This window comes from Candidatus Tisiphia endosymbiont of Myopa tessellatipennis (assembly GCF_964031105.1).
GTDB lineage: Bacteria > Pseudomonadota > Alphaproteobacteria > Rickettsiales > Rickettsiaceae > Tisiphia.
The window spans coordinates 73,065-94,557 of the sequence record NZ_OZ035005.1; the positions used below are offsets into that span (position 1 = coordinate 73,065).

At 33.5% G+C, this 21,493-nt stretch carries 21 protein-coding genes, 1 tRNA gene and 1 pseudogene; 17 read left to right on the plus strand and 6 right to left on the minus strand.

The features are described from left to right. Positions 1 to 4: 4 nt before the first annotated feature. The 3 genes from AAHN03_RS00365 to AAHN03_RS00375 all read left to right on the plus strand — a co-directional run bounded on the left by AAHN03_RS00365 (position 5) and on the right by AAHN03_RS00375 (position 2,166). A complete protein-coding gene (locus tag AAHN03_RS00365; RefSeq protein WP_341761302.1) occupies positions 5 to 544 on the plus strand; it encodes an NADH-quinone oxidoreductase subunit B family protein in 540 nt (179 codons plus the stop codon). Further along, positions 522 to 1,124 carry an NADH-quinone oxidoreductase subunit C gene (locus AAHN03_RS00370; protein WP_375330976.1) on the plus strand — a complete coding sequence of 201 codons (603 nt, stop codon included), beginning with the start codon at positions 522 to 524 and terminating at the stop codon, positions 1,122 to 1,124. The genes AAHN03_RS00365 and AAHN03_RS00370 overlap by 23 nt, the downstream gene beginning before the upstream one ends. A 241-nt stretch (positions 1,125 to 1,365) precedes the next feature. Beyond that, positions 1,366 to 2,166, plus strand: a complete 801-nt coding sequence (locus AAHN03_RS00375) for an endonuclease/exonuclease/phosphatase family protein (RefSeq protein WP_342278732.1) — start codon at positions 1,366 to 1,368, stop codon at positions 2,164 to 2,166. 130 nt (positions 2,167 to 2,296) lie between these two features. Here the strand turns inward: AAHN03_RS00375 and AAHN03_RS00380 are convergent, their stop codons facing one another. Together AAHN03_RS00380 and AAHN03_RS00385 are read right to left on the minus strand one after the other, a co-directional pair. Continuing rightward, on the minus strand, positions 2,297 to 2,500 hold the full coding sequence (locus AAHN03_RS00380; RefSeq protein WP_342278733.1) for a hypothetical protein: 204 nt from the start codon (positions 2,498 to 2,500) through the stop codon (positions 2,297 to 2,299). 196 nt (positions 2,501 to 2,696) lie between these two features. Next, positions 2,697 to 2,858, minus strand: a complete 162-nt coding sequence (locus tag AAHN03_RS00385; protein WP_341761540.1) for a hypothetical protein — start codon at positions 2,856 to 2,858, stop codon at positions 2,697 to 2,699. 179 nt (positions 2,859 to 3,037) lie between these two features. Between AAHN03_RS00385 and thrS the strand changes: the two genes are divergently transcribed. The 5 genes from thrS (at position 3,038) to AAHN03_RS00410 (ending at position 8,706) form a co-directional block, all read left to right on the plus strand. Then, on the plus strand, positions 3,038 to 4,939 hold the full coding sequence (gene thrS / locus AAHN03_RS00390; RefSeq protein WP_342278734.1) for a threonine--tRNA ligase: 1,902 nt from the start codon (positions 3,038 to 3,040) through the stop codon (positions 4,937 to 4,939). 167 nt (positions 4,940 to 5,106) lie between these two features. Then, entirely contained in the window at positions 5,107 to 5,562 is a 456-nt protein-coding gene (infC, locus tag AAHN03_RS00395) for a translation initiation factor IF-3 (RefSeq protein ID WP_341763288.1), read from the plus strand. Positions 5,563 to 5,570: 8 nt separating this feature from the next. Further along, positions 5,571 to 6,818, plus strand: coding sequence for a pyruvate dehydrogenase complex dihydrolipoamide acetyltransferase (locus AAHN03_RS00400; protein WP_342278735.1), 1,248 nt, complete (start codon positions 5,571 to 5,573; stop codon positions 6,816 to 6,818). Between the two features lie 258 nt (positions 6,819 to 7,076). Next, positions 7,077 to 8,144 carry a peptide chain release factor 1 gene (gene prfA / locus AAHN03_RS00405; RefSeq protein WP_341761308.1) on the plus strand — a complete coding sequence of 356 codons (1,068 nt, stop codon included), beginning with the start codon at positions 7,077 to 7,079 and terminating at the stop codon, positions 8,142 to 8,144. Between the two features lie 485 nt (positions 8,145 to 8,629). Beyond that, a tRNA-Ile gene (locus AAHN03_RS00410) sits at positions 8,630 to 8,706 on the plus strand. Here AAHN03_RS00410 and AAHN03_RS00415 read toward each other — a convergent pair. Continuing rightward, positions 8,707 to 9,021 (minus strand): recombinase RecB, encoded by a 315-nt coding sequence (locus tag AAHN03_RS00415; RefSeq protein ID WP_342278736.1) that lies wholly within the window; start codon positions 9,019 to 9,021, stop codon positions 8,707 to 8,709. It lies immediately after the preceding tRNA gene. On the opposite strand from AAHN03_RS00415, the gene AAHN03_RS00420 reads away from it, so the two are divergent. From AAHN03_RS00420 to AAHN03_RS00440, 5 genes are all read left to right on the plus strand, one after another. After that, the gene (locus AAHN03_RS00420; protein WP_342278737.1) at positions 9,005 to 9,202 is read left to right on the plus strand and encodes a palindromic element RPE1 domain-containing protein; all 198 of its coding nucleotides are present in this window, start codon (positions 9,005 to 9,007) and stop codon (positions 9,200 to 9,202) included. The genes AAHN03_RS00415 and AAHN03_RS00420 overlap by 17 nt on opposite strands. Positions 9,203 to 9,509: 307 nt before the next feature. Beyond that, entirely contained in the window at positions 9,510 to 11,129 is a 1,620-nt protein-coding gene (locus AAHN03_RS00425) for a proton-conducting transporter membrane subunit (RefSeq protein WP_342278738.1), read from the plus strand. Between the two features lies 1 nt (position 11,130). After that, complete coding sequence (locus AAHN03_RS00430) at positions 11,131 to 13,185, plus strand: S9 family peptidase (RefSeq protein WP_342278739.1); 2,055 nt, start codon at positions 11,131 to 11,133, stop codon at positions 13,183 to 13,185. A gap of 109 nt (positions 13,186 to 13,294) precedes the next feature. Then, positions 13,295 to 13,534, plus strand: coding sequence for a hypothetical protein (locus AAHN03_RS00435; RefSeq protein ID WP_342278740.1), 240 nt, complete (start codon positions 13,295 to 13,297; stop codon positions 13,532 to 13,534). 2 nt (positions 13,535 to 13,536) lie between these two features. Beyond that, positions 13,537 to 13,755 (plus strand): phasin family protein, encoded by a 219-nt coding sequence (locus tag AAHN03_RS00440; protein ID WP_342278741.1) that lies wholly within the window; start codon positions 13,537 to 13,539, stop codon positions 13,753 to 13,755. Positions 13,756 to 14,153: 398 nt separating this feature from the next. Here the strand turns inward: AAHN03_RS00440 and AAHN03_RS00450 are convergent. The 3 genes and pseudogenes from AAHN03_RS00450 to hslV form a co-directional block, all read right to left on the minus strand. Beyond that, a pseudogene (locus AAHN03_RS00450) lies at positions 14,154 to 15,673 on the minus strand (YifB family Mg chelatase-like AAA ATPase). 2 nt (positions 15,674 to 15,675) lie between these two features. Next, positions 15,676 to 17,016: an ATP-dependent protease ATPase subunit HslU gene (hslU, locus tag AAHN03_RS00455; protein ID WP_341747709.1), complete on the minus strand. Its 1,341-nt coding sequence runs from the start codon at positions 17,014 to 17,016 to the stop codon at positions 15,676 to 15,678. Beyond that, positions 17,013 to 17,579, minus strand: coding sequence for an ATP-dependent protease subunit HslV (hslV, locus tag AAHN03_RS00460; RefSeq protein WP_342278742.1), 567 nt, complete (start codon positions 17,577 to 17,579; stop codon positions 17,013 to 17,015). The genes hslU and hslV overlap by 4 nt, the downstream gene beginning before the upstream one ends. A gap of 90 nt (positions 17,580 to 17,669) precedes the next feature. On the opposite strand from hslV, the gene AAHN03_RS00465 reads away from it, so the two are divergent. From AAHN03_RS00465 to AAHN03_RS00480, 4 genes are all read left to right on the plus strand, one after another. Beyond that, positions 17,670 to 18,035 carry a DUF2628 domain-containing protein gene (locus AAHN03_RS00465; RefSeq protein ID WP_341763277.1) on the plus strand — a complete coding sequence of 122 codons (366 nt, stop codon included), beginning with the start codon at positions 17,670 to 17,672 and terminating at the stop codon, positions 18,033 to 18,035. A gap of 51 nt (positions 18,036 to 18,086) precedes the next feature. Then, on the plus strand, positions 18,087 to 18,437 hold the full coding sequence (locus AAHN03_RS00470) for an HIT domain-containing protein (RefSeq protein ID WP_341763276.1): 351 nt from the start codon (positions 18,087 to 18,089) through the stop codon (positions 18,435 to 18,437). A gap of 25 nt (positions 18,438 to 18,462) precedes the next feature. Beyond that, entirely contained in the window at positions 18,463 to 19,488 is a 1,026-nt protein-coding gene (asd, locus tag AAHN03_RS00475) for an aspartate-semialdehyde dehydrogenase (RefSeq protein WP_342278743.1), read from the plus strand. A gap of 242 nt (positions 19,489 to 19,730) precedes the next feature. Next, positions 19,731 to 21,491 (plus strand): type I secretion system permease/ATPase, encoded by a 1,761-nt coding sequence (locus AAHN03_RS00480; RefSeq protein ID WP_342278744.1) that lies wholly within the window; start codon positions 19,731 to 19,733, stop codon positions 21,489 to 21,491. The last annotated feature ends 2 nt before the right edge of the window (positions 21,492 to 21,493 follow it).

Genomic DNA, 21,493 nt, shown 5'->3' on the forward strand with positions numbered 1-21,493 from the left:
TGACATGCAAGCAAAGATAGATCTATATGAATATGATCAAGATAAGCTCCTTGAAGAAGAAATTTCAAACCGAGGATTCCTTATAACTAAACTCGATGATTTGATAGGCTGGGCTAGATCTAATTCACTTTGGCCTATGAGTTTTGGTCTTGCATGTTGTGCAGTAGAAATGATGCAAGCTGCTTCTAGCCGCTATGATATGGATCGTTTTGGCATGTTGTTTAGACCAAGCCCACGTCAATCTGATTTAATGATAGTTGCAGGAACATTAACAAATAAGATGGCTCCGGCTCTTAGAAAAGTTTATGACCAAATGACTGAACCTAAGTGGGTTCTGTCAATGGGAAGCTGTGCCAATGGTGGTGGTTATTATCACTATTCATACTCAGTAGTACGCGGCTGTGATCAGATTGTTCCAGTAGACGTATACGTGCCAGGCTGCCCTCCAACTGCCGAAGCTTTGATTTATGGTTTAATGCAGTTACAAAAGAAGATTAAAAGAACTACTAGATTTAGAGAAGGTGACAATGGAAAATATCATTGACGACTTAATAAAAAATCAGGAGCTTGAGATAACTGCTTTGCCTGTAAATGATTTAAATATACATTTTACTAACTATAAAGCTGGTATAGAAAGTTTGCTACCATTTTTATCGGCAATTAAGGAATCTGAGGATTTGCGTTTTACTGTGCTAACAGATCTATTTGCTGCTGATTTCCTAAACCGCTCTAATCGGTTTGAGATAGTGTATAATTTACTGAGTCTTAAATTAAATAAACGTATATTAGTAAAAATTGAGGCTGGAGAACATGACATAATCCCCTCAGTTACCAAAATATTTAGTGCTGCTTGCTGGTATGAACGCGAAGCATATGATATGTTTGGAGTAATTTTTGGTGGTAGTCATGATAATCGTCGTATTCTAACAGATTATGATTTTGTCGGTCATCCTCTCAGAAAAGACTTCCCATTAACGGGTTACGTGCAGGTTAAATATGATGATACTCTTGCAAAAGTAGTATATGAGCCAGTAAAACTTGACCAACTATATAGAGAATTTGATTTTTCATCAAGTTGGCAAGGCCCAAGTTATGTATTACCTGGAGATGAAAAGGCGAAGTGAAATAACTGTCATATTTACCTTTTTGATTATGGCATATATATAACAACCATTAATTATAATTTTTAATTATTTATCAATTTATAATTAAATTAGTCTTAGGATTAAGAAACATTAAATCAAAGATATGATTAATTTTAAATAAAAGAAGATAATTTAATGAAAAATGTAATTAAGTGCAATAACTTTTATTGTTTTGTTTAGCTGTTATATGCAATTTATAATTGGTAGTAAAATAGAACCCGTGTTGTATTCCACAAAGTCACCGAGTACAAAAGAATACAATGTAAATGAATCTAGACAAAAAAGTTTAAAACTTATCAGTCTTAACATATGGGGAGGACATATACGACAACTACTTTTAGAATTTATAAAATTACATAGAGATATTGATATTTTTTGTCTTCAAGAAGTATATAATAATGCTCTACATAAAGTATCAACTGATGATAACGAAGTTATCCTTAATATTTTCTCAGAAATGAGTGCATTAGTCCCAAAGCATAATGCATTTTTTACACCAGTTGTAGGGGAAGGGTATGGTATTGGGATATTTATAAAAAAGGAGATTGATATACTAAGCAAAGGGGAGACTAACATACATGATAATCCAAATTACATAGGTCGCGGTCCGACTCACTCTAGAAAAATGCAATGGCTTAAATATCGTTTTAATGACCAAATTTATACTCTCTTTAATGTACATGGTTTATGGAATGGGATGGGTAAAACGGATACACAAGAAAGAATAAATCAATCTCAAAGGATTAAAAATTTTGTAGATACTATTAATACACCTAAAATATTATGTGGTGATTTCAATTTAACTCTAGATACCAAAAATATAAAAATACTTGAAAATAGCATGAATAATCTTATAAAAATCTACAATATTAAATCTACACGTACTAATATATATACAAAAGAAGAAAAATTCGCTGATTATATTTTTACTTCTCCTGATATTATTATAAGTAATTTTGAAATATTAAAAGATGAAATATCCGATCACTCACCACTATTGTTAGAGATTAATACACCTTAAAAGAAGATGCCTTATCTATATCAACGGCTTCCTATCTAGGAGCATTTTAGCTAGTAGAGCGATCGTTACCTAAATACGCGAATTCAGGATAAGAATTTGTCAATTCTTATCCCGAATTCGCGTATATGTATTACCACCACTTACCATAACTAAAATTACCAATCCCTCCTATTTCGCCAAACCCCAAGCCACCAACAGTAAAAGTACCAGTACCAGCAAACCACGTGTCAGCAGGATCATTATGATAAAGATTAACATGAGTCCTACCTACGCCAATAGGAACGCCATAACCACATTCAAATCGAACACAATTACCCTTATCCACTAATGACAAAAGGTCAATATCAGAATTTAACCAATTGTGCCACTTTGTGGCTCGCAACTCATCTTCGAGATAAATATGAGCAGAAATTATGCTATAGAACGTGAGTATTATGCGACGAGTGGAGTGTAGAATTAAATTCTCGTTACTGACTACATTTTTTCACCTGTGGAATTTTATAATAAAGAAATACTGATAAAAGTGTACTTTAATGACAAGAGTTTTTATTTGAAACAAAACAATGGTAATACACATAAGAAGCATTATGTTGACTAATTTTTAGTATGTCAAGTAGAAAAGTGATGTTTACATGACTACAAACTTCATGCCAAAACCACTGCGAACCTGATTCTTTAGACGTTTCAAGCACTTTTTCGTCTCGAAGATGAGTCGCAATGACAACTATTTATTTCTATAATTTAGAATTTTCCATCATTAGTTGTGACTTTTAAACTGCCCTGACCTTCACAACCTAAAAATTAAGTTGAATATAAACTATTAACAAGCTAATATGCAAGGTACTAAAAATTAGATACAATATTAGATAAAATGATTACTATTACTTTTCCAGATAGAACGCAAAAACAATTTGAAAAAAATATTACGGGATTGGAGATAGCTAGTAAAATCTCTACTTCTCTAGCAAAAGAAGCTATGGTTATTGAGATAAATAATCAATTAAAGGATTTAAGTTTACCTATAGAATCTGATTGTAATGTAAGGATTCTGACCCATAAAGATCCTGAATGTTTAGAGATAATACGTCATGATGCCGCTCATATAATAGCAGAGGCAGCTAAAGAATTATTTCCAGATATCCAAGTGACCATAGGACCTGCTATCGAAAATGGTTTCTTTTACGATTTTGCTAAAGATAAACCTTTTACCCCTGAGGATTTAGTCAATATAGAAGCAAAAATGCATGAAATTGTTAAAAGAAATGAAAAAATTACTAGAGAAGTATGGAATCGTGATCAAGCCATAGAATTCTTTAAGTCAATAGGCGAGCATTATAAAGCCGAGATAATTTCAGAGATTCCAGCAAGTGAGGAGATTACATTATATCGACAAGGTAACTTCCTTGATCTTTGTCGTGGTCCACATGCCCCGTCAACTGCCTTTGTCAAACATTTTAAATTAATGAAAGTAGCGGGAGCCTATTGGCGAGGTGATAGTAGAAACCCAATGCTACAAAGAATCTATGGGACAGCTTGGGCAACAAAAGAACAGTTAGATAACTACCTTTATATGATTGAAGAGGCAGAAAAGCGTGATCATAGAAAATTAGGGAAAGAGCTTGGTCTGTTTCACTTTCAGGAAGAAGCTCAAGGTATGGTATTTTGGCATGATAAAGGTTGGAGTATATATCGCATTATCGAACAATATATCAGAAATAAAATCAGAAAAACTGGATATATTGAAGTAAAAACCCCGGTGTTAGTTGACAAAAGCTTGTGGGAGGCTTCTGGTCATTGGGAAAAATTTAGGGAGGATATGTTTGCTCTAAATCTCGCTGATGATAAAACACTAGCTATGAAGCCAATGAACTGCCCATGTCATGTGCAAATTTTTAAACAAGGTATCAAGAGTTACCGAGACTTACCGTTACGTATGTCTGAATTTGGTTTGTGTCATAGAAATGAAGCGTCTGGTGCATTACATGGTCTGATGAGAGTAAAGGCTTTTCGGCAAGATGATGCACATATTTTTTGTACTGAGGAACAAATTAACAGTGAGACGGTAAAATTTTTTAGCCTCTTAACCGAGGTTTATAAAGATTTTGGTTTTTCTGATATTAAAATTAAATTCTCAGATCGTCCTAAAATACGGGCTGGCAGCGATGAAATTTGGGATAAAGCAGAAAATGCTCTAAAAGAAGCCGGTTATTCTTACATATTAAATCCCGGTGATGGTGCGTTTTATGGACCAAAACTAGACTTTTGCCTTAAAGACTCAATAGGTAGAGAATGGCAGTGCGGCACTCTGCAAGTTGATTTTGTTTTACCGGAACGTCTTGACGCTCATTATATTACTGTAAGCGGTGAGAAAAAAAGACCAGTAATGTTGCATAGAGTTGTAATTGGTTCTTTTGAACGGTTTATTGGCATATTAATTGAAGAATATGCAGGACGTTTTCCTTTATGGTTAGCCCCTGTACAAGTAGCTATTGCTACCATCACAAGTGACTTAAATGACTATGCACTGGAAGTACACAAATTGTTGATTAGTGAAGGAATACGGTCAGATGTCGATATTTCACCTGAAAAGATTAATTATAAAATACGCTATTTTTCTAATAATAAAGTACCTATAATAGCCGTTGTTGGTAAACAAGAAATGCTAAATAATACTGTGACTATAAGACAACTAGGATCAGATCAGCAGGAAATTATTTCTCTACAAAATCTAGTAAAGCTTGTAAAAGATCAGAATATTCGCTATTTAACATAATGAAAGCAACTGTGTCGTATGTGTAAAAAGTACACAAAAACACAATAATAACTAATAACAATTTTTATGGAGAAAATATCATTTCTGGAATTAAGAATAGTAATTTTCCGAAGGCTAATAGGGAAATTAAGGTCAATCAAGTTCGTTTAGTCGATGAAAATGGTAATATGCTTGGTATCGTTAGCATCAAGAATGCTCTAGAACAAGCTGAAAAAGCTGGTTTAGATTTGGTAGAAATTTCACCAAATGCTGAGCCGCCTGTTTGTAAAATCTTGGATTTCGGTAAATTTAAGTATGAGAGTAAAAAGCGTGTCCATGATGCCAAGAAAAAACAAAAGATCATAGTGCTTAAAGAAATGAAATTTAAGCCTAATATCAGCCAAGGTGATTTTAACGTGAAACTTCGCAAGATCAAAGATTTTTTGAAGGAAGGTGACAAAGTAAAAATTTCTCTATGGTTTAAAGGCAGAGAGATTATCCATAATGATATTGGTATGAAGTTGTTTGACCGCATATCGTTAGAACTAGAGGGCTTAGCTAAGATTGATTCCGCTCCTAAAATGGAAGGTAAACAGATAATTATGTTAGTCAGCCCTGATCCAAGCAAAATACCAACTAATTAGAACTATTTATGCCAATTAAAATTCTAATGCCTGCTTTATCTCCAACTATGACTGAAGGAAATATTGCAAAATGGCTTAAAAAAGAAGGGGATAAAGTTGTTCCAGGAGATGTTATAGCAGAAATAGAAACAGATAAAGCTACTATGGAAGTAGAAGCTGTAGAAGAAGGAATTTTTGCTAAAATAATTGTGCCACAAGGTACAGATAATGTGCCAGTGGGTTCGCTTATCGCTGTATTACTTGAAGATGGTGAAGATGCAAACTTATTGGATAGTTTTATAGCAAGTAGTGATAATTCTGCTAAACCATCTACAGAACCAGTAATATCTATAGAAGAAACTAAGCCGGTTAAGTACGATCAGCAACCGCAAACAATGAATGTAAAAGCTTTAGGCAGGATATATGCTTCGCCTTTGGCTAAAAGACTAGCTGCTATTGATAATATTGATCTGTCAAATATTCAAGGTAGTGGACCTCATGGAAGAATAATAAAAAAAGATGTGTTATCATACTTAGTGCTACCCACAAATAGTGGTAAGATTAGGGCGGTGAACAGAAATAAAGAGGAGTACAGGTGCGTCCCCAATAATAATATTCGTAAAATTATTGCTAAACGTTTGCTTGAATCTAAACAAACCATACCACATTTCTATCTCTCAATAGAATGTAACATGGATAAGTTATTGGATATTAGAGAAGATATAAATAAATCACTTGTAGAAGAGAGTAAAATTAAAATTACAGTTAATGATTTTGTTATTTTAGCAGTGGCAAAAGCTTTAAAAGCTGTACCGGAAGCAAATGTTAGCTGGGATGAGTCTGCTATTCGGTATTATAATAATGTTGATGTATCGGTTGCTGTGGCAATTGATAATGGTCTTATAACGCCTATAGTCAGAAATGCCGATCAAAAAGATATAATTACATTATCGCAAGAATTACAAACTCTTATAAAAAAGGCTCGAGATAATAAACTAACTCCTGAAGAATTTCAGGGGGGAAGTTTTTCCGTCTCTAACTTAGGTATGTACGGTATTAAGAACTTTAGTGCTATAATAAATCCGCCACAAAGCTGTATTCTAGCAATAGGAGCAAGCTCAAAACGTGCAATAGTTGAAAATAATCAGATAAAAGTCGCTACTATCATGGATGTTACTCTTTCTTCTGATCACAGAGTTGTTGATGGTGCTGTTGGAGCTAAATTTTTAGCTTCATTTAAAAAATTTATGGAGAGTCCTGCGTTAATGCTTATATAGCACAACTGTTGAAAGTTAGTAAATATAGCTTCCCTATACGTCATTGCGAGGAGGCTGTAAGACCGACGAAGCAATCCAGTAACATCATTTATCTATAGATTGTTTCGCTTACGCTCGCAATGACGCTGTGGTATAGGTATTTGTAAACTTTCAACAGTTGTGGCTCATATAGCTAAACTGGAAAGGTTTTAGCTATAATTCCAATTCTTTAAATCATAGAAGTATACTCCTCATTCCATTATAAATATAGAATAAATTATGAGTTTTTCCGATAATCTAGCAAAAATCTTGAATAAACATGAAGAATTATCGAAAAAGTTGGCCACTGGTATAGTCGGAGATGATTTTATAAAAGCATCGAAGGAATATGCCGAACTAGAGCCTATTGTTCAAACAATTAATGAATATAATAAATCTCTATCTGAATTGCACGACATCAAAGAGATGGCTCAAGAAGCAAATTTGGACAATGATACACAAACGATGATATATGATGAAGTACATCGTTTAGAGGTTCTGATGCCTAAATTAGAAAGGGCAGTAAAACTCTCTTTGTTGCCAAAAGATGAAGCTGATACAAAAAATGCTATTATTGAGGTAAGAGCTGGTAGCGGAGGAGAAGAAGCGGCGTTATTTGCTGCAGATTTATTTAATATGTATCACCGATACGCAGAATTAAAGAACTGGCGTTTTGAAATATTATCAATCTCTGATACTGGTATTGGCGGATATAAAGAAGCATCAGCACTAATTAAAGGACGAGATGTGTTCTCTAAACTTAAGTTCGAATCAGGCGTCCACCGGGTGCAAAGAGTCCCTGAGACTGAGTCAAGTGGTAGGATACATACTTCTGCAGCTACTGTTGCTGTCTTGGCTGAAGCAGAAGATGTAGATGTTAAGATCGATGACAAAGATTTACGAATTGATACATATCGTGCATCGGGAGCCGGCGGACAACACGTAAATACCACAGAATCAGCGGTAAGGATTACCCATTTACCAACTGGTATTGTCGTTGCATTACAAGATGAAAAATCACAGCATAAAAACAAAGCTAAAGCTATGAAAATTCTTCGTTCTAGAATTTATGAAGCAGAGCGATATAAAAAGGATATGGAAAGAGCCGAGGTACGCAAAGGGCAAGTTGGTTCTGGTGATAGATCAGAAAGAATTCGTACCTATAACTTTCCACAAGGTCGAGTTTCTGACCATAGAATTAATCTAACCCTCTATAAAATAGAGGATATCGTAAAAAACGGGCAATTAGATGACTTTATTGAAGCTTTGATATCGGCTGATGAAGCAAGAAAACTTTCAGAAGTTTAAATTATAGATAGCGTAACATTTTTTCTGTAAATTGCATGTTAACCCGCTTACTTACGTTAAATTTACAGAAAGAATGTTACGCTATCAATTGACTATATATTGTTATAGCTATGCAAACAAAATAAATAATCAGAAAAATTAGGGTAATTTAAAAGTCGGGCTGCAAACCTAATAGATAAAGGAAAAAGTGCTTAATATGTACTCGATGTCATTCCCGCGTAGGTGCATAGGCGGGAATCTAAAAAAATAGGCCTGAAAGACTATTAAGTAATATAGATACCTACCTTCGCAGGGATGACATCGATAGTGGTTAGATTTGTATCTATAGCAACTAATGATTGTGACTTTTAAATTACCCTGAGAAAAATTGACCCAAAAAATCCTAAATTAATTAAAACATTAATTAAAATTTTTTCAAGTGTTATAAAAATTTTACTAGACTTAGAAAGCTAATAATTATATAAACCTTAACGATCACTATAAAAGGGCCTGTAGTTCAGTTGGTTAGAACCCACCGCTCATAACGGTGTTGTCGCAGGTTCAAGTCCTGCCGGGCCCACCATTATTCAATTTTAGTGCATTTTACGAATGCGTTAAACTGTGGACGTAGCATAAAGTCTAGCTTTCTGTCTTTTAATTTTAGGTTACCAAACACTAAATTTATCAATTTACGTTTTCTCTCAATAGTAGAACCTTTGAAGGATGCAAACACTCTAGAAGCCAGTTCTACTAGGTTAATCAGGAGTTCTGAAAATTTATCATCAGTATTTGTATGATTCTCTATTTCTCTAATAATATCTTTACGTTTTTGTATTAATTGTTTATGTTTTTCTTCCCTCTGTAGAAATAAATTTTCTATTTTGTCTATTACGAACAATAGACTTCTTTCGAAACTCGCTTATGCGCAAGGGTGTGAAGGAGACGCGGAACCTCGACCCGCAGCGTACTCTAATGTACGTGAGGATTCGAGTACCGCATCGACGTACAAATCACCAGCAGAAGTAGAGTTTCGAAAGAAGTCTAATAAACAAAGTACCCATTTCTTGACACGACCATAATAGCTCAAAGAGATCTGCTTCTCTGTCACCAATAGTTATAACTTTAGTATCTTCAGGTATAATATGCATAGTGTCTTTAAGTCGAAGCTATTTCTATGTTTCTTGTCACCCAACTCAATGTATTATACTATATTAATTTAACAATCAGATACAGTATCGTCTCAAATCTGATTGTTTCGATAATTTCACCAAATTTGGAATAAGAATTGACAAATTCTTATCCCGAATTCGCGTAATTAATGTGACATTAATGTTGACAAAAGAATTAATATGATATGGAATAACACGAATTTGGATAGGTTAAATAATGAAAAAAATATTTTATATTATTTCAATAATATGTCCAATAGTTGTTGGCATATTATTAATTAACAACAAAGATGAGAGGGTAATTAATCTATACAATAATAGTTTTGTTATTAATTTTAGTAGTGAAAATAAGTTAATAGCACTTGCTTTTATTGTTGTAACGCTGGCTACTAACTTATATGCCATAAGTAAAAATAGAAAATTTGAGGTACTTATAGGTAGCCTATATTCAGCTAGTTCTTTGGTCTGTTTATTTGCTGGGGATTTTGTTTCGATGTTTGCTTCTCTAGAAATGATGATGATATTTGCTGCTTTGTTGATTTTTTATGGCAATTACAAAAATAGTGTTAGAGCAGCAAGACAATATTTGCTTACCCATCTTATAAGTGGTAGTCTTATTTTAATAGGGATTAGTTATATAATTACTCACACCTCTAGTTCACAAATTGTTTCTCTTACCTCATTGACAGAAAATCAAGAGGCTGGTTTTATATTTTATGCTCTAATACTTTGTGGTTGTTTGATTAATGTAGCTAGCATACCTTTTTCTGGATGGATTGTTAATTGCTATCCATTTGCTTCAAGCTCAGGGATAATATATTTAACTAGCTTTACTAGTAAAATATCGATAATTATACTCCTTAAACTATTTAGTGGCTTAGAAATACTTAAATTCTTTGGATTATTAATGATTATATATGGCGGGGTTTATGCTTGCCTAGAAGATAACATCAAAAGATTCGTGTGTTACCTTACTATTTCTCAGCTTGGATTCATGCTAGTTGCTATTGGCACAAAATCTCAACAAGCAAATTTAGGAATCATAGTTTTTCTTTTTGTCCATATACTGTATAAAGCTTTATTTGGTTTATATGTTGCTATATTAATAGACAAAGAAAATATAGAGAATTGTTCTGAGATAAAAGGACTTTACTTGCCCAAAAGTTATTTGTTGTTTGTTAGTTTAATAGTTAGTGTATTGTTCATTATAGCCTTGCCTCCTTTTGCTAGTTTTGTTACCAAAATTGTTGTGACCAATGCTTTGAACCAAGATATTAATTATTATGCTATTTTCTTACTCAAGATTGTCACATGCATCGCTTTATTTTCTACAGTTAAATACAAATCTTTAGTTAGTGGTTTTTACCCTAAGTTAAATATTCTAACTAAAGTTAGTTTATTTGTCATGTTATCGTTTCTATTAGCAACTAGCTTTTGTTTAGAAGAAGGTTTGAAACTAGTATGGTCATCTTATCCCATTGAAATAATTGATACAAATTGGTTGGATTTAGTAAAACAAATAGTAATAATAGTAATAGGTATAATATTTGCCTTAGTTCTTAGTAAAATGATTTCTAGGCGTTCAACTGCCAACATAAATTTAGACTTATTTCAGTTTATTGAAAATAATATTCGTCATATTTATTTTAAATATAACTTAGTGGTGCAAGAGTTTTATGATAAAATAGGAGCGGACTGCCCTACTTTTGACAAAATAGAAAAAAATACTTTACGTAAAATGAAATCTTGGCATAATCAGTCAACCGGTTTGTTGGTAGTAATGATACTATTAATTATTTTTACCATATCATTGATTACAAGTAGTAGAGGAGAGTAAAATGAAGCCACCCATAGCCGATAAGATTGATTATAATTTTGTATTACATGGTCAAAAAATTACAGATGAGTATGCTTGGCTTAGGGATAGTGAGTGGCCTAATGTTAGTAATAAAAAAATTATAGAATATTTACAGGCAGAAAATAAATATTCCGAACAATTTTTTGCACAATTACAACAAGAAAAGGATAAAATATTTGAAGAGCTAAAAGGTAAGATTAAGCTCGAGGATCAGTCAACTTATGTAAAGAAAGATAATTATTACTATTATACTAGAACTGAAGAAACTACAGAATATCCTATATATTGCCGAAAAATGGGGTCAGTAGATGCTTCTGAAGAAATTATATTAGATGTTAATAGCATCTCTAAAGGTAATAAATTTACTGATGTAGGGCAAGTAGCAGTCTCTCCTGATCATACGTTAATGGCTTATAGTGTTGATTTTTCCGGTGATGAAAAATATATAATTAGGGTTTATAACTTAAAGACTAAAGAATATTTACTAGATGAAATAAATAACGTTAGTGGTAATATAATTTGGCATGAATATCTCAAGGGATTTTTTTATATGCCTATTAATGAGAATTTTCGTCATGATAAATTAATGTTCCACTCTTTAGGTGATGTAGTTTCAAATGATAAATTAGTACTCCATATAACAGACCCATTATACCAGCTGAACGCTACAAAGTCAGCTAGTCGACAATATATTTTTGTTAATAGCTTTGGTCATAATGAAAATGAAATATATGCGGTGCAAATGCATGATCATAGCTTTCAGCCTAAACTGATTAGAGCGTCAAAAGAAGAGATTTTTTATTCAGTTGAGCATAATGGTGATAATTTTTATATTAAGACCAATGAAGGAGCAAAAAACTTTCGTATAGTACTAGTAAATGTAAATAATTTCCAAAATGATTTGTGGAAGAATGATTATATATCGGAAGATCCGGGTAGATATTTGTCAAGCTTTGCCATCACTAGAAATTATTTGATACTTAATTATCGTGACCAAGGATTGCCTGTTATTAAAATAAAATATCTTAAAGAACAGGATGAGAAAGTTATTCACTTTCCTGATACTTCTTTTACTGCCTACGCTTTGTCTACTAATTTTGAGGAAGATGATATTAGAGTAAATTATTCTTCACTTGCGAGACCAAACACCACTTATAGTTATGATTTTGATAGTGACCAATTGTCAATATTGAAAGTGCAAGAAATACCAAGTGGTTTCAACCCTGAAGAATATAGGGTAGAAAGGATATGTGCTGATAATGAGGGGGTAAAAGTGCCAATTACCTTATTATATAAAAAAGCACTGTTTAAACAAGATGGAAAAAATCCTTTATATTTGTATGGCTATGGCTCATATGGCATTAGCATACCAGTATCTTTTCGGAATACAGCTATTTCTCTTGTAGATCGTGGGTTTGTCTATGCTCTTGCCCATATTAGAGGTGGAGATGATCTTGGACATGATTGGTATGAGGCTGCCAAGTTCCTCAATAAAAAAAGAACTTTTGACGATTTTATTGCGGTTAGTAAAGAGCTAATTAAAGAAAAATATACTAGCCAAGGTAATATAGTAATCTGTGGCGGAAGTGCAGGAGGGTTATTAATTGGAGCGGTAATTAATGAGCAACCACAATTATTTAAAGCAGCACTTGCCCATGTACCTTTTGTTGATATGTTAAATACCATGCTTGATGAACAATTGCCATTAACCCCCGGTGAGTTTAAAGAGTGGGGGAATCCTAAAGAATTAGACTATTTTAACTATATTAAGTCTTATTCTCCGTACGATAATATAAAGTCACAAAATTATCCAAGTCTATTTATTACTGCTGGAATCTCTGACCCAAGAGTTGGGTATTGGGAAGCAGCTAAATGGGCAGCAAGGATTCGTGCAACAAAACTCGACGATAATATATTATTGCTAAAAACTAATATGGATTCAGGACATAAAGGGGCTTCTAGTCGTTTCGATTATCTAAAAGAAGCAGCCGATGATATAGTATTTGTATTTAGGATTTTTGGTATAATCAATTGACTATATTAAGATTATTATTAACCAGCTATTGACTCGTATTTTTATAAATGGTAACATGAAGTTTATGATTTACACAATAAATAGAATCACTTAATTTAGAGGATTTACAATGACTAATAGTACTGCCCAATTTGTAGATTTTATGAAATCTTTTATGAATCCAGAAGTTTACATAAATTCCGTAAAAAACTTACCTGTTATGGATTTTTCTGCTATGTCAGATACTATCAAGAAAAGTACTAAAATATTTACTACAACAAATCAGATTGTTACTGAATCACTGCAGTCTATGATCCAAAAAAATTCAGAAGATTTTCAAAACAATGCTATGAATAAAACAATGCTATGAATATGTTGAATTCTACAAAAGACGCAATAGCTTTTGGAGATTTTAACCAAATAGCCGAATGTCAGCAAAAATACCTTAAGTCGACTTGCGAAACTTCAATCAATAACATTAAAGAGTTTGTCAGTATGGTATCTGATACTTCAATGAAAATGTTTGATGCCATAAATAGTATGACAGGAGAGATGACTAAGGCTTGTGACAACATAAAAAACAAAGATTAAGATAAATTCAGGAGAATTGGATAGCAGGAACGATGGAGCGAAGCCTGTAGATAATAGGTGAGCGACTAGTCATGGATTGCCACGCTCACGTACGTTCGCTCGCAATGATGGCATGGACTCCGTCCATATATGACGGTTTAAGTCTTATAACAGCACTTCGCTAATAGACAATTTTTTAACTTTCAACAGTTGTGCCTCTCTCACATAGTTTGAAATCATAGCAGTATACAGAAGTGCGAATAATAGACTTCCTGCAGAATTCGCTTTTGCTGAGGAATTTGTAGGAGACACGGAACCTCGACCCGCAGCGTACTCAAATGTACGTGAGGATTCGAGTACCGGATCGACGCACAAATTACCAGCAAAAGTAGAATTATGCAGGAAGTCTAATGGTTAATTCAAAAGCTCCCCCCTATTCTTCTATAGTTTAGTGCTTCAGCAATGTGTATCCTGTAGACGTTGGAAGAAGCGTCTAGAACTGCTATAGTTCTTGCAACCCGTAAGATAGGGTTATAAGCACGCATGGATATACGAAATTTTGTCGCGGCTTCATTAAGTAAATCCTTACCGTCATCTACTGGCAATGCATGTTCGATAAGCAATTGTCCGTCCAAACGGTTATTTGTTTTGATATTATATCCTTCATATCTAGTTTGTTGAATATTACGAGCCATTTCTACCCTATTTGCTATCTGCCCCGACTCTTCTTCTGTATCATCTTCTATTAAATTATAATTATATGAGTCGATAGATCCTACCTCTATATGTAGATCAAATCGATCCATGATAGGGCCGGAAATTCGCATCTGATAATCGCTCCCACATTTTGGGGCTTTAGAACATGCTTTATGAGGATCGCTTAAATAACCACATTTACAAGGATTCATTGCTGCTATTAACTGAAAGTTAGCCGGATATTTTATATGCGAATTTGCTCTAGCAATTAGTATTTCTCCGGTTTCAATTGGCTGCCTTAAAGATTCGATAACGTTAGGTGGAAATTCTGGTAATTCGTCTAAAAACAACACTCCATTATGTGCTAACGAGATCTCTCCAGGTTTTACTCTTTTACCAACCCCACCGCCGACCATCGCTGCTATCGAGCATGAGTGGTGGGGGTACGAAAAGGCCTAGCTCTTGACAGTTTCCCGTTTGCTAGCTTGCCTGCAACGCTTGCTATAGTACTGCACTCTAATATTTCTTCAGGTTGCATTTTGGGTAATATACCAGGTATACATTGTGCCAACATAGATTTGCCAGTACCAAGTGAACCAAGCATTAATAGATTGTGACCACTAGAGGCTGCTATTTCTAAAGCTCGCTTAGCGGCTTTTTGTCCTTTGATATCTTTAAAATCAGGGTAATTTATTATAGTAGTGTCAATTTCTAATTCAGGTGATGATAATATTTGTGAGCCTTTAAAATGGTTAACTAACTCTATTAAATTTCCTGCTACCAAAATATTATTATTGCTAGACCATGCAGCTTCCTGACCATTAGATTTTGAACAAATTAGCCCTTTATTTCTAGCCGAAGCTCCAATAGCAGCAGGTAAAGCCCCGCTGACAGGCAGAATAGAACCATCTAGAGATAATTCTCCTATTACTAGATATTCTTGTATTTCCTCAGCTGGTAAAATTTTCATGCTGCTAAGTATAGCACAAGCAATAGCAAGGTCAAAATGACTACCTTCTTTAACCAAATCAGCTGGAGCTAAATTTATCAGTATTTTTTGAGCAGGCAAGGCAAGACCTATTGAAGAAAGTGCTGCTCTAACTCGTTCTTTAGACTCGCCAATAGTTTTATCAGCAAGTCCTACTATAGTAAAATTAGGTATCCCTAGTGATATCTGTACTTGCACATCAACATCGATAATATCTATACCGCTAAAAGTTAAACTACCAAGATGAACTATCATTTTTATAAAATAAATTTTACTAGATCAAGATTTTTTATAATTTTTGATAATTGCTGGTCGACAAAATGTTCGTCAATAACTATCTCTTTTTCCTTCGTATCACTTGCATTAAAGCTTATCTCCTCTAATAAATTTTCTAGAATAGTATGTAATCTTCTTGCTCCAATATCTTCAACTTCTAAATTAACATTTGCTGCATAAGTAGCAATTTTATCTATTGCATTATCAGTAAATTTTAATTTTACCCCTTCGGTTGCGATTAAGGCTGAATATTGTTTTATTAAACTTGATTCTGGTTCAATTAAAATTTTTATCATATCGTCCTTAGTGAGTGAGCTTAACTCTACTCTAATAGGTAGCCTTCCTTGCAATTCAGGTAATAAATCAGATGGTTTTGATAAATGAAAAGCACCTGATGCTATAAATAATATATGAGCAGTTTCTATAGGACCATGTTTTGTATTAACTGTTGTACCCTCAATAATAGGTAATAAATCTCTCTGCACTCCTTCTCTACTAATTTCTGAACTTTTTCCCTCAGATCTTGAGGTAATTTTATCTATTTCATCCAAAAATACTATACCATCATTTTGTACTAGCACTAAGGCATCTTGAGTAATTTTTTCTTGATCGATCAATTTTTCTGACTCTTCGGCAGAAATAATTAAACGAGCATCTTTAACCAGCATTTTCTTAGTTTTTGTTTTATTAGTACCAATAGCTTTGCCGATCATATCAGAAATATTTAAGACGCCCATGGCAGCTCCTGGCATACCAGGAATCTCAAAATTACTACTACCAAATAAGCCACCTGAATCTGTTATACTTATTTCAATTTCAGTATTGTCAAGTTCACCTTTTTCAAGCTTGCGACAAAATTTCTCTCTAGTTTCAGTTGATGCTGATTTGCCGACTAAAGCATCCAAAATCCTTTCTACAGTTTTTAAATGTGCATTAGCAATCACTGCTTTTTTAGCATTAGCTTTTTGTGTGTTAACAGCTATTTCCACTAAGTCTCGTATTATTGACTCAACATCTCGTCCAACATATCCTACTTCAGTGAATTTTGTTGCTTCTACTTTAAGAAATGGTGAGCCGCTAAGCTTAGCAAGTCGCCTAGCGATTTCAGTCTTACCTACGCCAGTTGGTCCTATCATTAAAATATTTTTTGGCACGATTTCTTGACGCAGTGGTTCGTCTACATTTCTACGTCTGCAGCGATTCCGCAACGCTATCGCAACAGCTTTTTTAGCTTTATATTGCCCAACAATGAATCTATCAAGTTCAGCTACGATTTTAGCGGGAGTTAATCCCATAGATTTTTTTTTAAGATTAATACTCATATAACTTTAACTTTTTCTAGAATAATATTATGATTAGAGAAAACACAGATATCAGCTGCAATATTCATTGATTTTAAAGCAATCTCTTCTGCAGTTAGGTCATTGTCAAAAGACATTAAAGCTCTAGCAGCAGACAGTGCATATAATCCACCAGAGCCAATGGCAGCAGCATTACCATCAGGTTCAACTACATCGCCATTACCAGTTAAAATTAATATATTTTTTTGATCTGCAACGATCATCATTGCTTCAAGCTTACGTAAATATTTATCGCTACGCCAATCTTTTGCCAGTTCTACAGCACTTCTCAGTAACTGATACGAATATTTCTCCAACTTTAATTCTAATTTTTCAAATAAAGTTAAAGCATCTGCAGTAGATCCAGCGAAGCCAGCAATAATACTATTATTGAACATGACTCTTAATTTTCTTGCTGTAGATTTTAAAATTGTATTACCATGGGAGACCTGACCATCTGCTGCGATTACAACATTCCCACCTTTTCTTAAGCAAAGTATAGTAGTCCCGTGTAATGTGACAGAGCCATGCGAGTTATCTGACATAAAGAATCTTTTAAATATTGATGTTTGACTATTTGTTTATTATTATGGTATTTAAGTAATCATTTAATATCGTAATTACAAGACTTTCCTATGAATATTTATTCAATATATGTTAATCCTCAAAAAAAAGATAATGATTTTATTCTTATCAAGCAAGGTTTTTCATTATTTGCTGCGTTTTTAAGCGTGTTTTGGGCATTATATCATAGAATGTGGTTACCACTAATAACTACTTTGATATTAAGTATTGTTATATCAAGTTTAGGTTGTACTAATTTTATTTCTGTAAGTCAACTCGCCATTATGTTGATATTTGGTTTTTTCAGCGATGATATGAGAGAATATGATTTGCAAAAAAAGAAATACCAGCTTACAGACATAATATTAGCAAAATCTGAGATAGAAGCTGAATTAAAATTTTTAGAACGCTTAGTGGATGAAAAAAATGTGTTATAGTAATCTCAAATATTGACATTTGGGAATAGATAATAAAAATGAGAGTATAATATGTATGACAAGAATAATGTTTTTGTAAAAATTATTGGTAAAGATATTCCAGCAGAGATAATATATGAAGATGATAATCTAATAGCATTTAATGATATAAATCCTGTAGCTCCAGTACATATAATAATTATACCAAAAAAGGAGTATATTGACTATAGTGATTTTATCCTTAAAGCTTCTAGTGATGAAATTAAAGATTATTTCACCAAACTAGCCTATATTGCATCGCTAGTTGGTTTAGATCAAGATGGCTATCGTTTGATTACTAATAAAGGGATAAAATCTGGACAGAGTGTGTTCCATTTTCATTTCCATATTATAGGAGGAAAAACTATTTCTAAGCTGATATAGTCAATTGATAAAAAGATAAATGTAAATGACAAAACAATATAATATTGCGGTAATTGGTGCGTCGGGTAATGTTGGGCGTGAGACTTTAGAGATTTTGTTTGAGAGGGGTTTTCCAATTAATAAGCTCTATGCTGTAGCATCGAGTGAATCTACAGGTAAAGAGGTTAGTTTTGGGGAAGATAGTATAAAAATATTTGATATAGATAGTGTAGATTTTAGCAAAATAGATATTGCCTTTTTTGCAGCTGGATCAGAAATATCAATGAAATATATACCCAAAATTGTCGAGCAAGGTTGCATAGTTATCGATAAATCATCATTTTTTAGACTTGATTCTGATGTTCCTTTGATAGTTCCAGAAGCCAATTTAGCGAGCCTAAAAGATTATACTATTAAAAATATTATAGCTAATCCGAATTGTTGTACTGCTCCTATAGCTACTGTATTAAAGCCTTTGGATAATGCAGTAAAGATTAAGAGAATGGTGATATCGACTTATCAATCGACTTCAGGAGCAGGAAAGAGAGGAATGGATGAGCTTTACGAGCAAACTAAGGCAAAATATGTTTTTAGTGACATCACTCCTAAAATTTTCCCTAGGCAAATAGCTTTTAATTTATTCCCTTATATAGGTAGTTTTAATGAAAATGGTTCTACTAGTGAAGAATCTAAGATTTCCTTGGAATTAGAAAAAATTATAGGATCACATGCTAAATCTAGTGTAACTTGCGTGAGAGTGCCGGTGTTTGTTGGTCATTCTATTTCAGTAAATGTTGAGTTTAGTGGAGAGATAGATGCTAAAGAAATAGAAGAAATACTAAAAGAATCAGACTCTATTGTAGTTAATTCTCATTTGGATAAAACACAATATGTTTCTCCCATAGATGTTGTTGGTAAAGATCTTGTTTATGTTTCACGAATTAGAAATGATCATAGTCAAAAAAATACCATTAATTTATGGATTACAGCAGATAATTTACGTAAAGGAGCAGCTTTAAACGCTGTGCAAATTGCTGAGGAGTTGATAAAAGGATATTTGTCGAAAAAGTAATTAGGTTATACTTCTAGGCTCTAAGTTAATAAAGAGGTTGCCATATTATTTATTTTGCGTATAGTGTAGAGTCAAATAAAAATATTACAAATAGTATAATTTTTACTGATTAGCAGTAAAAATTATACTAGAGCCGGGAAGCCATCAGGTTCAGATAACTACTATTATCAGAACAGGCTAATTTAATTTGTGTTAGACGATATAGATTATAATTCAGAAAAATATAATATAACAACGGTAATATGAGAAATAATAGTGCATTAGTATCTCAAGTAGTAATAAATCCCCTAACTACTGCTCTTGAGAAGTGCAAAATTGCGTTTTGGATAGTTTTTAGTTTTGCGTTTGTTATTAACTTGTTAATGTTGATAACGCCTCTTTATTCCTTGCAAGTGCTTGATCGGGTTATAGGAAGTGGTAACTTATTTACATTAATGTGGTTGTCTATTATTATTGGTACGATCTATTTTATTTATGGGTTATTGCAAGTTGCTAGATCATTCACCCTAATTAAAGTTGGTGAATGGTTGGATAAAACAGTTGCTCCTGTAATTTTTGGTCACTCTATTTCAGCCTCTGCAACTCGTACTAATATGGGTGCTAGTCAGTTACTTCGTGATTTTCAAACAGTAAAAACCTTTCTAACTAGCACTGGTATTAATACTTTATTTGATGCTCCTTGGAGTGTTGTCTATATAATAGTAATTTTCTTAATTCATCCATATATTGGAATCCTTACATTAGTTGGGGCTATTATTATTGTATCTACGGCTTTCTTTAATGCGGCTGCAACTAATAAAACTCTCGGTGAAGCTACTGAATTCTCTATAAAGGGTATGACGCAAGCTGACATCGCCAATAGAAATTCAGAAGTTGTAGAAGCTATGGGCATGATGAAAAATGTTACGGCAAATTGGCATCAGTTTAATATTGCTTCTTTGGAGAAGCAATCAATTGCTAGCTACCGTAATGGTGCTATTTCTAATTTTTCAAGATTTATCCGTAATGTCATGCAAATGCTGGTAACTGGTATTGGTGCTTATGTTGTTGTTCATACTTCAGGAAGAGATATGACTACCGGTGGTATGATTATGAGTTCCATTATAGTTGGTAGAGCTTTAGCCCCTTTTGATAACGCTATTGAGTTATGGAAAAGTATGAGCGGAGCTATAAAATCTTATAAAAATATCAATCAATTATTTGCTTCGTATAAATCAAGAGAAGAAGCAATGCCAATTCCAAATGTCGAAGGACATTTAACTGTGGAAAATATTTATTATTCGATACCAATTCCTCCACATATACCACAGCCGCCAATACCAAGATATATTTTAAAGGGAGTATCCTTTGCGGTGCAGCCTGGTGAAATATTAGCAATTATAGGACCTTCTGCAGCAGGTAAGTCAACTTTGGCAAAAGTTTTAGTTGGGGTATGGAAAGCATCGTCAGGAACTGTTAGGCTTGATAGTGGAGAAATTTATCGTTGGAACAGGGAAGACTTTGGTAAACATGTAGGGTATTTGCCGCAAGGAATAGAGTTATTTAGTGGTAGTATAAAGCAGAATATAGCTAGGATGGCTGAAAATGCTGATCCAGAAAAAGTAATTGAGGCAGCTAAAATTGCTGGGGCTCATGAAATGATCTTAAGATTACCGGATGGCTATGATTCAGATATTGGAACAGCAGGCTCTAATCTTTCTGGTGGACAAAAACAACGGGTTGGTCTTGCTAGAGCATTTTATGGTAATCCTAAACTACTTATTTTAGATGAACCTAATGCAAATCTTGACGAAGCGGGTGAAATAGCCCTATCAAATTGCTTAAAGCAAGCAAAATCTAGGGGTATTGCTGTAGTTGTTATCTCTCATAGACCTTCTGTATTATCGGTGGTAGATAAGATTTTGGTATTACAAGATGGGGCGGTAGCTCTTTATGGCACTCAAGAAGAAATGCAAAATCGAGTTAAACTGTTACAAAATGGTGTAATCCACATTAATGAATAAGT